Origin of the sequence: Zhouia amylolytica AD3 (genome assembly GCF_000511935.2) — a bacterium.
GTDB lineage: Bacteria > Bacteroidota > Bacteroidia > Flavobacteriales > Flavobacteriaceae > Zhouia > Zhouia amylolytica.
This window is the reverse complement of record NZ_AYXY01000019.1, coordinates 545,991-559,359: the sequence shown is the minus strand read 5'-3', so window position 1 is coordinate 559,359 and position 13,369 is coordinate 545,991. Positions and strand designations below refer to the sequence as shown.

At 35.9% G+C, this 13,369-nt stretch carries 9 protein-coding genes; 3 read left to right on the top strand and 6 right to left on the bottom strand.

Annotation, left to right across the window (positions count from 1 at the left end; genetic code table 11):
• Positions 1–45 precede the first annotated feature (45 nt).
• The 6 genes from P278_RS07095 to P278_RS07070 form a co-directional block, all read right to left on the bottom strand.
• On the bottom strand, positions 46–3,480 hold the full coding sequence (locus P278_RS07095; RefSeq protein WP_051413452.1) for a tetratricopeptide repeat protein: 3,435 nt from the start codon (positions 3,478–3,480) through the stop codon (positions 46–48).
• A gap of 147 nt (positions 3,481–3,627) precedes the next feature.
• Positions 3,628–5,802, bottom strand: a complete 2,175-nt coding sequence (locus tag P278_RS07090; RefSeq protein ID WP_038264312.1) for a S46 family peptidase — start codon at positions 5,800–5,802, stop codon at positions 3,628–3,630.
• A 348-nt stretch (positions 5,803–6,150) separates the two neighbouring features.
• Entirely contained in the window at positions 6,151–6,558 is a 408-nt protein-coding gene (locus tag P278_RS07085; RefSeq protein ID WP_038264310.1) for a hypothetical protein, read from the bottom strand.
• 97 nt (positions 6,559–6,655) lie between these two features.
• On the bottom strand, positions 6,656–7,099 hold the full coding sequence (locus P278_RS07080; RefSeq protein WP_038264307.1) for a hypothetical protein: 444 nt from the start codon (positions 7,097–7,099) through the stop codon (positions 6,656–6,658).
• Positions 7,099–7,653, bottom strand: coding sequence for a hypothetical protein (locus P278_RS07075; protein ID WP_051413451.1), 555 nt, complete (start codon positions 7,651–7,653; stop codon positions 7,099–7,101). Before P278_RS07075 ends, P278_RS07080 begins: the two co-directional genes overlap by 1 nt.
• A 285-nt stretch (positions 7,654–7,938) precedes the next feature.
• Positions 7,939–8,934: a metal-dependent hydrolase gene (locus P278_RS07070; RefSeq protein ID WP_038264305.1), complete on the bottom strand. Its 996-nt coding sequence runs from the start codon at positions 8,932–8,934 to the stop codon at positions 7,939–7,941.
• A 144-nt stretch (positions 8,935–9,078) separates the two neighbouring features.
• Here P278_RS07070 and P278_RS07065 point away from each other — a divergent pair, with 144 nt between their 5' ends.
• The 3 genes from P278_RS07065 to P278_RS07055 all read left to right on the top strand — a co-directional run bounded on the left by P278_RS07065 (position 9,079) and on the right by P278_RS07055 (position 13,359).
• Positions 9,079–11,445, top strand: coding sequence for a TonB-dependent receptor (locus P278_RS07065; RefSeq protein ID WP_038264301.1), 2,367 nt, complete (start codon positions 9,079–9,081; stop codon positions 11,443–11,445).
• A 161-nt stretch (positions 11,446–11,606) separates the two neighbouring features.
• Complete coding sequence (locus P278_RS07060) at positions 11,607–12,233, top strand: RNA polymerase sigma factor (RefSeq protein WP_051413450.1); 627 nt, start codon at positions 11,607–11,609, stop codon at positions 12,231–12,233.
• 40 nt (positions 12,234–12,273) lie between these two features.
• Entirely contained in the window at positions 12,274–13,359 is a 1,086-nt protein-coding gene (locus P278_RS07055; protein ID WP_038264298.1) for a FecR family protein, read from the top strand.
• Positions 13,360–13,369: the final 10 nt, after the last annotated feature.

The window sequence follows — 13,369 nt, the reverse complement described above, 5'->3', positions numbered from 1 at the left end:
AGGGGATATGACTCGATACATCATTTATAAAGTCGTATCCTCATATTATTTTTCAGTAAGGATATTAACATCTTCCCAGTTATCAGGTACTCCATTTATAGTGTATTCAGCAGAAATTGTCAAAAAGTACTTAGCGACTTGATCATTTGGATTTTCTGAAAGCACGGCATCAAATAAAGAAGTTGCTTTAGGAAATTCCTGGTTGAAATAATGTTGCATACCATTATTAAATGTGGTGAGAGTAGCTAGTTTTAGCGCAACTTGTTCTTCTGCGTCACCATCAAAACATTCATAGATTCCAATAGCTTTAATTTTACCCTTTACCCGCACCTTACCAAGGTATCTTAAATTAAATTGATCTTGATTTTCAATGGTTTGTAAACTATTTTCACTCAGAATTATTTTGGCACCGTAAAATTTAGTAACACCTTCCATTCGGGAAGCCGTATTAACCGTATCCGCGATAATCGCAGTGTCATTACGATGAGAGTCGCCTATAACACCCATAATTAAAGGTCCGGTATGAAGTCCAACACCGGCACTAATAGGTTTAAAGCCTTCTTGTACACGTCTTTTATTATATTCAATAATGCATCGTTGCATCTCTATAGAAGCAGAAAGAGCTAAAGAGGCATTGTCAGGAAATAAAGCCATAATACCATCACCCATATATTGATTGACAAAACCCTCATACTTTTTAACGATGGGCCCCATGCGGCCAACATATGCATTCACGAATTTAAAGTTTTGCTTCGGTGACATGGTTTCAGCAAGCGTAGTATAGTCTCTTATATCTGAAAATAAGACTGTAATGTTTTTTTGAATATGATCTCCCAATTTAACTTCGGTGATAATTTCTCTTCCGACCGATTTTAGAAATTCTGTTGGCACGAACTTCGATGTAGCACGGTGAATTCCTTTCAGATTTAAGTGTGTCTTAATTCTGCTCAATAATTCATTTTTCGAAAATGGCTTCGTAAGGTAGTCATTCGCACCCACCTGAAATCCGTTTACAAGATCGCTGATTCTGTTCTTGGCAGTTAATAAGATAATGGGAAGATCATTCGGAAGATGTTCTTCTCTGATTCTCTGACATACTTCATATCCGGAGATTCCGGGCATCATGATATCCAGTAATATAAGATCAAAGTCTTTTTCTTTTTCGAGAACAGATAAGGCTTGTGTTCCATTCGATACCTCCGATATTTCGTAGCCTGCAAAACTTAAATGATTATGTAAAACCTTACGGTTAATCACTTCATCATCAACAATAAGAATTTTTATAGGTTCGTTAGACGAATTAGTGTCTTTAGGGTCACTATGGAGTACTGGTTCTTCCTTGATATCAGCGTAAAGTTGCGACTGGATGGTGTCTGCTTGTATGTGATCCGTCGAATGGGTAAGGGATTTAGTTTCCGGAGAGATAGGTATCGTAAAAGAAAAACGGGACCCCTTATTTAAGGACGATTTTACCCAAATATCACCTCCGTGTAATGCTACCAGTTGCTTGGTAACCGCAAGCCCTAATCCGGTTCCTCCATATTTTCGCTCGGAGGAACTATCTACTTGTTCGAAGGAATTGAAAATGGTATTGATTTTGTCGTCGGGTATGCCTATACCCGTATCTTCTACATGGATGACGAGAAATTTATCACGTTCCTCTGTACTTATCGTGATCGTCCCTGATTCCGTAAACTTTATGGCGTTTCCGATAAGGTTATACAAAATTTGTTGCAATCGATTCTCATCGGCGTTGATTAAAGGAACTTCCTTGTTGATTTTATTGATTATTTCTACCGATTTTCCATTCAATAAAGGTGTCATTAGTTTGAGAACCAGGTTAGAAATAGGGTAAAGGTCAACAGCATTTATGGAGAGGGTGAGATCCTTGTTTTTTAGTTTTGAAAAATCAAGAATATCATTAACCAGATGCGCTAAACGTTTCCCGCTGTTTTCAATGAGACACAGGTTCTCTATGGCTTCAGGCGATAAAGGACCGGCAACTCCATCTTTTAGAGATTCAGTGATTCCAATGATTCCGTTAAGTGGAGTTCTTAATTCATGGGAGGTGTTGGCAAGGAATTCATCTTTTAATTTATCTATTTTTTGTAATTCGGTGACACGCTGTTTCTCAATGGCAGTTTTTCTACGCTCATCAGCCAACATTCTTTTCTTTTCTTCGGCTTCTTGTTTGGCCCGCTGTTTATGTTTGTAACGATTAAAAAGGACCAGGAAAAATAAGAGGACTCCAATGGTAGTTCCTATAGTGATATTTCTTAGTGTTGTCTGTCTTTTTAATCTGAGGTTTTTTATTTCTGCATCTTTTTGGAGGGTAGTAATGGCATCTTGTTTTTTTTGAGTTTCAAACTTTGTTTGTAATTCTTGAATTTGTCTGGATTTAGTTTCGTTGAAAAGGCTGTCTTTTAAAACAATAGCCCTTTCTTTATAGATAAGCGCTTGCTGAAAATCTCCCTTCTTTTTATAAATCTTCGATAGCTCTTCATAGGCTTGCTGACTTTCAGCCTTAGCCCCAATTTCATCAGCTATCGTAACTGCCTTCTCAAGATGATCAAGAGCCAGAGAACTTTGGTTCGTGCGCTCGTAATCAATAGCCACCAAAATATGACTGAATGCCAATTCTTTTTTTTGGTTCAGCTCTGACCTGATTTTTAGTGCTTTTAGGTGGGCTTCAAGAGCTTCATCATGAAATCCTTGATTGCTGTAAACTTTTCCCATAGCCTCATAATCATAGGCAATTCCCCACATGTTTTTTTCACTATGGTCAATTTCTAAAGCAAGATTAAAATAGTTCAGTGCTTTTGCATATTCGTTTTGCAGTGAATAGGCATCACCAATGTTATAATAACAATTAGCTACATCGGAAGTCATTTCAAGATCCTGGTAAATCTTTAAAGCATCCTGATAGCTTTTCATAGCCTCGTCATATTTTTTATTTAATTTATAGATCTGGCCTAAACTGTTTAAAACTGTGGCTATACTATAGCGATCATTCTGATTCTGATAAATACTTAAAATGGTGTGATAGAGTTCAAGACTTTTATCAACGTCCCCAATATAGTCATATACAATAGCCTTCTGATAAAGCGCATTGGCAATAGCAATTGAATCATTTTTTGGAGCTATCGATTTAAGATATTTATCAAAAAAAACAAGCGCAGAATCAAAGGTTCCTTTTTGTCGATGTAATACTCCGTATTGATAGTTTGAGATATCAATTCCTTTCTGAAAGTTGGTAGCATTACTGAGGAGGTACACGGAATCTATATATTTTTCGGCAGTATCAGTATTAGACCTGGTATTCAAATAGGCCCATGAGATATTTTTTAAGATTAAGATTCTGGCAGTATCTGATTGGGTTTGCTGTAGCACATTTTTAAGGCTATCAATTTCATGAATTTGGCCTTGACAACAAATAGATATCAATAACGTAAAACCTAATGTTAAAATTTGACTTTTCATGTCGTTATACTCTTAAGTAGATGAAAGTCAGATCTGGAGGTAGTTAAAGTTACGTTTTTAAATAGGAATGAACAATCTTTAACTATGAGACTGAATAAAAAAGCTGCTTGAGAACAAGCAGCTTTTTTGAATATTTAGATTTCCAGGTTAATTTCGCTTCCTGGATCGTTTTTTATTTTTATTCTTTTTTGGATGAACCAATGTCATTTCGGCGATTAAATTATCTGCTTCAGCATATTTATCGATGATGAATAAGACATAGCGAATATCGACCATAATGTTTCGACAAATAGCAGGATCATAATAGATATCACTCATGGTCCCTTCCCATACACGATCAAAATTAAGCCCTATAAGATTACCATTCGAATCAATAGCAGGGCTGCCGGAATTTCCACCTGTAGTATGATTAGTCCCAATAAAGCATACCGGAAGCTTTCCATTTTCCGAATAGGCACCATAATCTTTCTTATTGTATAACTCAAGAAGCTTTTCAGGTACATCGAATTCGTAATCATTAGGTACGTATTTCTCTATTACCCCCTCAAGATAGGTAACAGGTTCGTAATAAACAGCGTCCTTTGGACTATATCCTTTTACCGTCCCATAGGTAACACGCAAAGTACTGTTAGCATCAGGAAATATTCTGGCGTCCTGAGGGCTTAATTCCAGTAATGCCTTCATATAAGTACGCTGTAGGGCCTGAATTTCAAGATTTAATTGATTATAAACAGGTTCAACCTGCATATGATAGGTCTTGGCAATATCATAAACCAGCGAATAACCCGGGTCGTTTTGTAACTTACCTATAACTTCTTCCGGATTCCCTTCCAGTAAGGTTTTTAACGAATCATAACTTGTTAGTGCGGAGGTTAAATATACTTTAGTAGTAAGCGCTGAAGGATCAATGTTTTTTAATGAGTTAGGTAGAAAATTTTTAGGGGCATCCTTGGCATAAATATCGATCAATGCTTTAAAAACATTCTCATCCACGTTTTTATTGTAATCTTTATAAGTAGCTGCCAGGCGATTAATAAGGTTACCCTTCCTGGCCATGAACGCTTGCTCACCCTTGCTATTCAAAACAAGTTCAAGCTGGACTAATTGATAACCGATTTTTAATAATTCTACGTTCCTGTTTACAATCTCATAAAAGTAATCTCTACTTAGGGCATAAGGGCCGATTTCATCGTAGTATTTTTCAAAATCAGGAATCAAATGCCCATACATTTCATCTTTTCCGGCTTTCTTGATCCATTCCTGAAAAACCTGTTCATGGGCTTTCTTAACAGCAATGGCATTTGACTTTGTTAAGCCCTGATTTTCACCAATCCATTTTTTCCAATAATTCGCAATACGGGCATATTTAGAGGCATATTGTATTTTAATTTGTTGATCATTTCGCATGAACTCATCCTGAACTTTAAGGGCAGCATCTCTTATGGCTATTTTAGCAGGGTTAAGTTCGTTCACAATCTGTTCTACCGCAACCGCAGGTAAATATTCTTGAGTACGCCCCGGGAAACCAAACACCAAAGTAAAGTCGTCTTCAGCGATACCATCTAAAGAAATGGGTAAATAATGCTTTGGTGTATAAGGAACATTATCAGCAGCATATTCAGCAGGACGATTGTTTTTATCCGCATAAATTCTAAATAGAGAAAAATCACCGGTATGTCTTGGCCAAACCCAGTTGTCAGTATCAGAACCGAACTTACCTATGGATGATGGCGGTGCTCCAACCAATCGGATATCCTTAAAGGTTTCCACCACAAAAAGCATGTATTGGTTTCCTTCATAAAAAGTCTTAACTCTATTTTCTTGCCAATCTTCCTTGGGATAGTTGTTGACCAATTGACTAATGTTCGTCTGGATCTTTTGTTGTATTTCACTTTCTGTATTAAGGTGATGAGTTCCTTCAAGAACCTGCTTGGTTACATCTGCAATTTTCACAATAAAGGTGACGGAAGTACCCGGATTTGGAAGCTCTTCATTTAAGTCCTTAGCCCAAAAGCCATCAGTTAAGTAATCGTTTTCTAGCGTGGAGTGCGATTGAATCATACTATAACCACAATGATGATTTGTTAGAAGAAGCCCCTTAGGAGAAATTACCTCTGAAGTGCAACCTCCATTAAAATGAGGAACCGCATCTTTTAAACTGGAATTGTTCACATCATAGATGTCTTTTGCTGACATCTGCATGCCTAATTCTTTCATTTCTTTTTCATTCATTCCTTCTAATAGAGAAGGAATCCACATGCCACCTTGTTGCGCAAATAGTGGGAAAACTGCTAGTAAAAACAGTAGTTTTATGTATTTCATGGATAGATTTTTTAAAAGTTCTGCAATATAAAGGTTTTCGCAAGGGTAATTATTAGGGAATTCTTAAAATAATCGCAGGAAGGTTGAGATTTTTATTACCCTTATTACCCTAGTGAATTATGAAGTCGAACAAAATACCTAAACCTAAAGTCCATAGTATTCAGCCTACTTTTAATAAGGTGAAATTCTAAAAAGAATATTTGGCGATTGGGAGGCTTGAATCTTCACTTATTATAAGTCGATAATCTGCGATTCACGTTATTGAAATGAAAACCCTGATGTAATGAAGGTCAACCAAGATGGCTGAAAACAAGAGAGGTTGCGAACCTACTCACAACCTCTTTTAATTTAGATAGAAATTCTAATGGAACCATTTCTAAAGAAAAGTTCTGCATCAATGTTTATGGGATTACGAGTTCTTCTCGAGTAGTATACATCATCCTCGTAATAGTAATCATCATTGTGGTAAAATTCATGATTACATCTTCTGCATGCTTCCAAATGTTGAAGTTCACGCTCCCTTAAAACTTTATAATATGCTCTTTCGGCTTTTGCCATTTCACGATAATAATGTGCTTCAGCCTTTCGACGCTCCTTGTTATATTTAGCAATCTCTTTTCTACGCTCTTTTTCCCATTTGTGGTGTTTCTTGTGTATTTTATTTTTATGCTTATGACTCTTAGCATGAGGGGGTTGTCCATGGGCAACAAGAGCGGAAAAGACTACAGTGACTATAAATAATAATTTCGCTTTCATAAGATTTAATTTTAATGTTCACTGAAGTCCATTCAATAGTCGTGCCAGAATAATTTTTGTAGCATGTATGCTTATTCCGTATAAGTAGTATGGCAACCTATTTTTTCCTGTAAAGTAGTTTTCTCAATATTAAAATACCATTGGTGACTTTTCGCTTTTTAGTTAAAATAGGAATAGATAGCGTAGCAAGTATGGAGATACATGCTGCAGTACCTAATGCCCCGCCATAACCGTTAAAGAAGTCACTTGTGTTAATATAAAAAAATGAGAAAATAATCCCTGAAAAAGTAATGAGCCAGTAGTTTGAAATAATACGCGAAGAAACCATTCCGATGAATGATCCGCCTATAAAAACAACTGGAATATTATTCGTTAAGTGCTCACTTAAAACAGAAGGGAATAAATAAAAGAAACCACCAACCAATAGGGCCGATAAAGCCGATGCCCGAACAGGACCTTGTTTAAGTTTGGTATTTATGATATAAGTTAACAGGGCTCCGATGATTCCAAAACATACGATGATAAGTTTTTCTATAAACATTAGTAAAGCAAAAATAAGAGAAATGAAGTGAAGGCAACACCACCAAAAGCTATGGTACCTAATTTACCGCCAAATCCGTGAAAAACACCCTTTGAAATAACCATAAATAATCCTGTAATTACACCAGCAATTATGATGAAACTATAATTCGGAGCTACATCTTGATGAGACATTCCGACAAAACAGCCACAATAGATGGAAGCCGGAGCAAGCTTAAACAATCTTGAGTCACGATTAATAGTAGGAATAAATGAGGCCATGGTGCCGATAATTCCTGCAGCCAATACAGGGCCTGTTTTTAAATAATGAGTAACAGTGTAGGTGGAGATGGCACCTAAGGTTACGAATACAATTGCTATGAAATCTTCAATAAAATGTTCTTCATGAATTAGGGGAGCTTTGTAATAGGTCACTGTAGTTAAAAATAAGAACAGTATGAGCAGAAAACTGATGGGGAACGCATTCTTCTTTTCTAAAATTAAAGCCACTAAGAATATAAGATGAAAAAAAGCAATTAATGAAAATGAGATAATGCGGATAATCTTTGGTTTCAAATATGCAGCTGTTTTTAATATTTATTAAATGACTGCAAAAGTATTTAGTAATATCCGTACCACCATAGGTTTGTTGTGTTTTAACTCATCTAATTAAAACATAGGAAAAATGATATAAAACCATTGAATAATCATAAATCCATTATCCATTATCCATTATCCATTATCCATTATCCATTATCCATTATCCATTATCCATTATCCATTATCCATTATCCATTATCCATTATCCATTATTCATTATTCATTATTCATTATTCATTATCAATTATCAACTATCAATTATCAATTCCCTTTAATACGTAACCATAAATCATTCAGAAGTTTCTTGGCATTACTACGGTCTTTAGGTACCTCGGTTATTTGTATGGTATGATCGGTTTTAGTTAACAAATAACTAAATACAAAATTTTGGCTGGAGGGGTCCACACTTAAGGTTCCGAACCTAAGATCATTTATATAGAGCAATTTATCCTTCTTCACAATAGAGTACCACCCATTGGTGATTTTAATCAATCGCCTTAATTTGTCGTTATCTTTTAAGGCTCCCAGTAGGTGATGATTTTTTGGATGGGCCGTAAAATGTATAGGTTTAGAGTCGAAAAATGAATAATACCCAATGAGATAATGATCATCGGTTTCCACATTGGCGGTCCACAAAATACTGTTTAACGGGCTAGGACGAGTTTCAATTTGTGTATAGCTAAGCTGTTGTTGATCAAGAGCCTCGGTAAATTTAGTATAAACGATTCCTTTTAAAATAATCGTTAAAACCAAATAAGAACTACTCACAAACAAACCGATGTTATTTAATCGTCTTCGTTTCGCATGGTCTTTCTTGAAAAACATAGCCCATAAAAGAAACCCCATAAAAGGAAGGGTGTATAACGGATCGATCACAAAAATATTTTTATAGGCTAAACGCAGATCCAGAGGCCAGAAAAGCTGTGTCCCCCAGGTGGTATGCGCATCCAGTAATGGGTGAGTAAACAACGCTAAAAACATGAGTTTCGACCACTCTTTCCAGGTGGCTCCCTTTTCCCAAAGTGAAATTAACCAGCCAAATAGCAAACCAAAGAGTATGGAAAACAGTATGGAATGGGTAAATCCACGATGTATCTCCAGAGCGGTTACCGTGTCATAAAATTTACCAATATAAACGTCAAGATCGGGAATGGTACCGCCAATAGCCCCATAGAGCATAGCTTTATTACCAACTTTCTTGCCTAAGGCAACCTCTCCTACAGAAGCACCAAGTACGATTTGAGTCAGGGAATCCATCGATACATTGAATTGATACCACAAAAATAACCTTTTACGGAGAGTCGGGATAACAAATTATCGGATATTGAAATTTATTTTGAAAAGAGGATGATAATAATTTTGTTTAATATATTTTTGCCTTTGTTAAACAATTATCCCGCTATGATAGATCTCCGTACAAGGCATATACATATTGTAATTCTTTTATTATTTAGTATTTCCTACACTTTCGCCCAACAAGCAAAAGGAACCTTAACAGGGTATGTAACAGATATGTTGGGGTATCCGTTGGAGGGAGCCACGGTTGTAATACAAGGAACTTCTCAGGGTACGGTAACAAATCAAAATGGTAAATATAGTCTTGAAAATCTACAGCCGGGCTCATATCAGGTAACGGCCTCCTTTTTAGGGTATAAGTCTGAAACCATATATAATGTTGTGGTTAAATCGGTAGGAACCGTACCACTGAATTTTTCGTTGATGACTCAAGAGGAGACTTTAGAAGCCGTAATAGTTCAGAAACAACCAACATCACGGCCAAAAGAAACTCCATTGTCATATCAGCAACTCTCGGCGGTTGAAATAGCCACATATCCCGGGGGGAATAATGATGTAGTTCGTGTGGCTCAATCATTTCCAGGGGTTTCACCTTCGGTTGGAGGCTTTAGAAATGATTTAATAATAAGGGGTGGAGCACCCAACGAAACAGTGTATTATTTAGATGGGGTAGAGATTCCTAATATTAATCACTTCAGTACACAGGGGAGTTCAGGAGGTCCGGTAGGAATGTTGAATGTGTCATTTATTGAAGACGTGAATTTAGCCACCTCTTCATTTGGAGCCGTCTACGATAATCCACTCTCGGGTGTTTTACAGTTTAACCAACGCGATGGAAATCGTAAAGATTTTAGGGGAAATTTTCGATTGAGCGCTAGTGATGCGGCTCTCACTGTAGAAGGTCCTTTATTTAAAGGCCGGAATGAAGAAAGTAATACCAGTTTTATGCTATCTGTTCGACGAAGCTACCTTCAGTTTTTATTTAAATTTATTGGATTGCCAATTCGCCCTGATTACTGGGATTATCAATACAAACTGACGCATAGAATAGGGGATTATGATGAAATTAATATCCTGGGATTGGGAAGTATTGATGATTTCTCATTAGAATCACCTGAGGATTTTGATGAAGAGCAACAAGCTACTTTTGAACAAACACCGTTTATTGAACAGCAGACCAATACTATTGGTATATCCTGGAAACATCGCTTTAAAAATAGTAAAGGATATATCAGAACAGTCCTTAGTAATAATACCCTGGAAAATAACTTTACAAGGTATGAGGACAATGAAACGCAGTCGAATCCTTTTTTTATAAACGATTCAAAGGAAGCAGAAACCAAATTGCGGTTTAGTTATAATAAGTTTTTTGACGGATGGAAATTAGAGGGTGGAATCAATACGCAACTATCCAATTATAAAAATAGTACGGTCGATTTGAAAAATGATGCAGCCTATATTACTGAAATTGACTTCTTTAAATATGGGTATTATGCGAATGTTACAAAATCATTCTTAGAAGGGCGCATAGATCTGTCAGCAGGATTTAGAATGGATGATGACTCTTTTACTTCCGAAAACAATTTATTGAATACATTTTCACCCAGAATGGCCGTTTCATATGAATTCATGCCAAGCTGGAAATTGAATGCTACCGTAGGCAGATATTTTAAATTACCTCCTTATACGATTTTAGGTTTTAGAAATAATGATTCGGAGTTGATCAATAAGAATGTTAATTATACCCGATCAGATCATTATGTGATAGGAATTGAAAAAATCCTTTCTGGATCCAGTAGTATAGCTGTCGAAGCATTCTATAAAAAATATGCAGATTATCCGGTTTCAGTTAGAGATAGCGTTTCTTTAGCCAACAAGGGAGGTGGATTTGAAGTTTTAGGGAATGAACCGGTAAAGTCCGTGGGTAAAGGCAGATCCTATGGAGCCGAATTGATGTTCCAGCAAAAACTTACGAAAAACTTCTATGGTATTTTCTCTTATACGTATTTCTTTAGTGAATTCACCGGGTTTGATGAAAGTCAATATCTCCCTTCTGTATGGGATAGCAGACATTTGATCTCTTTCACAGGAGGTTATCAGTTACCAAAACTTTGGGAGGTAAGTACACGTTATCGTTTTAGCGGAAAAACACCGTTTGTTCCTATTGATATCCAATCGAGTACAGCATCTTACCCTGATCTTATTTATGACTACAACAGATTAGGTGAAGAAAAGCTGAAAAGTTTCTCGCAACTTGATATTAGAATTGATAAAAAATGGAACTTTAAAAAGATCTCTCTGGATTTATTTTTTGAAGTACAGAATGTGCTCGCCGAAGATTTGCCACAACCTCCGGAATATGGACTGGCAAGAGACGAATCTGGCCAACCGCTTACACCGAGAACACTTACAGAAATAACCACCGATTCAGGAACTATTATCCCCGTAATTGGTTTAGTGTTAGATTTTTAGTAGTCTTTAGTTAAGTGCTAAACCATGTTGGTTATCTGGATATATTTTTAAATAAAAAGAAAATTTAAAACTTTCATTTGTTTTTTATTTATAATAATTTTTCTTTGTTTTGTTATTATTTCAGAATTTAAGTTGAATTCATAAATTATAAATAATATATCTTGAAAGTTGTTTCGGAAGCTTTAGATTTTAACAATACCACTACAGTATCGGTAAAGAATCCAACTGTAGAGGAGGTGCGTTTTCAGACTGATTCTGAATTATGGGAGGCTTTTAAAGAAGGTGATGAAACAGCTTTTATAAAAATATATAATGATTATTTTGAATCCCTTTGTGATTTTGGAATTCAATTCGCTGCTTTATCTACTGTCAAGGATGCTGTCCAGGATGTATTTATACATTTAAGAACTAAACGAGCGCAATTACCCGCATTAAAAAATTCGATTCAACCATTTTTATTCCAGTGCTTAAAAAGACATTTGTTTAACCTCAATAAGAAAGCAGCAAAGAGTAATTTTAAACTTACTGAGGATATTTTTGAAATAGCTGTATCGCATGAATCTGCAATTATCCTGAATCAGGAACACAAGGTAAAACTTGAAAGACTCAATAGGGCCCTGGGAAAATTGAATGCCAAACAGCGAGAAGCGATCTATTATTATTTCTACAAGGAAATGAGTTATGAAGAGGTTCAGGATCTAATGGGGTTTGATAATGTAAAGTCGGCTCGGAACCTGATTTATAAGATCGTTAAGAAACTCAAACAAACTTTTTTATACTTTTTTTAAAAAAAACTGATGTCGTTTTAATGTTTCGGTTGTCTATAGGATGAAAACTATAGATACATTGAAAAAAGATAATCACGACATAGCCTATTTTCTAACGAATCGTTCTTTTGTTACTTGGGTGAAGAATCCAAATCCTGACAGTAACTACTTTTGGAAAAAATGGATTGAAAATAATCCCCAGAGCAGAGAAAGTTTCTATGCAGCGAAAGCTACCATAGAAAGAATAGATTTTAAAAAGGCAAACGTAACAGAAAAGGATAAGGAAGAGGTCTTAAATAAAATTCTTCAAAACTCTACGTCGAAAGAAATCTCTTTTGAAAAACCTCAAAAAAGGATATTTAAACTTCATAGAACTGTATATGGCGGTGTTGCGGCAGCCATAGTTATATTGATAGTTTCTGTATCATTCCTTAATCAATACAATAATGAAGGAGTTAAAGAGTCTGAAATTAAAACGCAATCTGCATTAATAACCAAAACAGCTGAACGTGGAAAACAAAAGGCCATGTTTTTACCAGATGGTTCTAAGGTGATTTTGAATGCAGGTAGTTCCTTGTCTTATTACGAAAACTTTACTGGCGATACCAGGGAAGTAACTCTTGTGGGTGAAGCCTATTTCGATGTCACACACAACCCTGAGAAAAAATTTATTGTTAAATCCAATGGGATTGCTACCGTTGTTCACGGCACCTCTTTTAATGTTAAAGCATATCCCAATGAAGGCCCTTTGAGTGTTGCACTGGAGCGAGGTTCGGTGGCTGTTCAATCTTTACTGCATAAATCAGATAGCACAACCATTTTTATAAAACCCGGAGAGAAAATAATTGTAGAGGAACAGTTTGAAAATTCTTTGGTCGACGAATTCAATTACATCGAGGAGTTTGGCTGGAAGGATGGCATCCTTGTGTTTAAAGATGCAGGAATAGAAGAGTTTATAGGTAAACTGGAAAGATGGTACAATGTAGATATCAGTGTGGTGGGAAGAAATGATCATGACTGGGAAATAAATGGAATGTTCAAAAAACAAAGTCTGCAAAATGTACTCGAAAGTCTTGAGTTCGCCAGAAAAGTAAAATATACCATCAAAGAAAATCAAATAACGATTTATACCGATTTAAAAAACTAACCAATCAAAT

What these genes read in the sequence shown, in the direction of transcription:
- P278_RS07095 (WP_051413452.1), bottom strand. Translation starts at nt 3,480, where the DNA reads ATGAAAAGTCAAATTTTAACATTAGGTTTTACGTTATTGATATCTATT.
- P278_RS07090 (WP_038264312.1), bottom strand. Translation starts at nt 5,802, where the DNA reads ATGAAATACATAAAACTACTGTTTTTACTAGCAGTTTTCCCACTATTT.
- P278_RS07085 (WP_038264310.1), bottom strand. Translation starts at nt 6,558, where the DNA reads ATGAAAGCGAAATTATTATTTATAGTCACTGTAGTCTTTTCCGCTCTT.
- P278_RS07080 (WP_038264307.1), bottom strand. Translation starts at nt 7,099, where the DNA reads ATGTTTATAGAAAAACTTATCATCGTATGTTTTGGAATCATCGGAGCC.
- P278_RS07070 (WP_038264305.1), bottom strand. Translation starts at nt 8,934, where the DNA reads ATGGATTCCCTGACTCAAATCGTACTTGGTGCTTCTGTAGGAGAGGTT.
- P278_RS07065 (WP_038264301.1), top strand. Translation starts at nt 9,079, where the DNA reads ATGATAGATCTCCGTACAAGGCATATACATATTGTAATTCTTTTATTA.
- P278_RS07055 (WP_038264298.1), top strand. Translation starts at nt 12,274, where the DNA reads ATGAAAACTATAGATACATTGAAAAAAGATAATCACGACATAGCCTAT.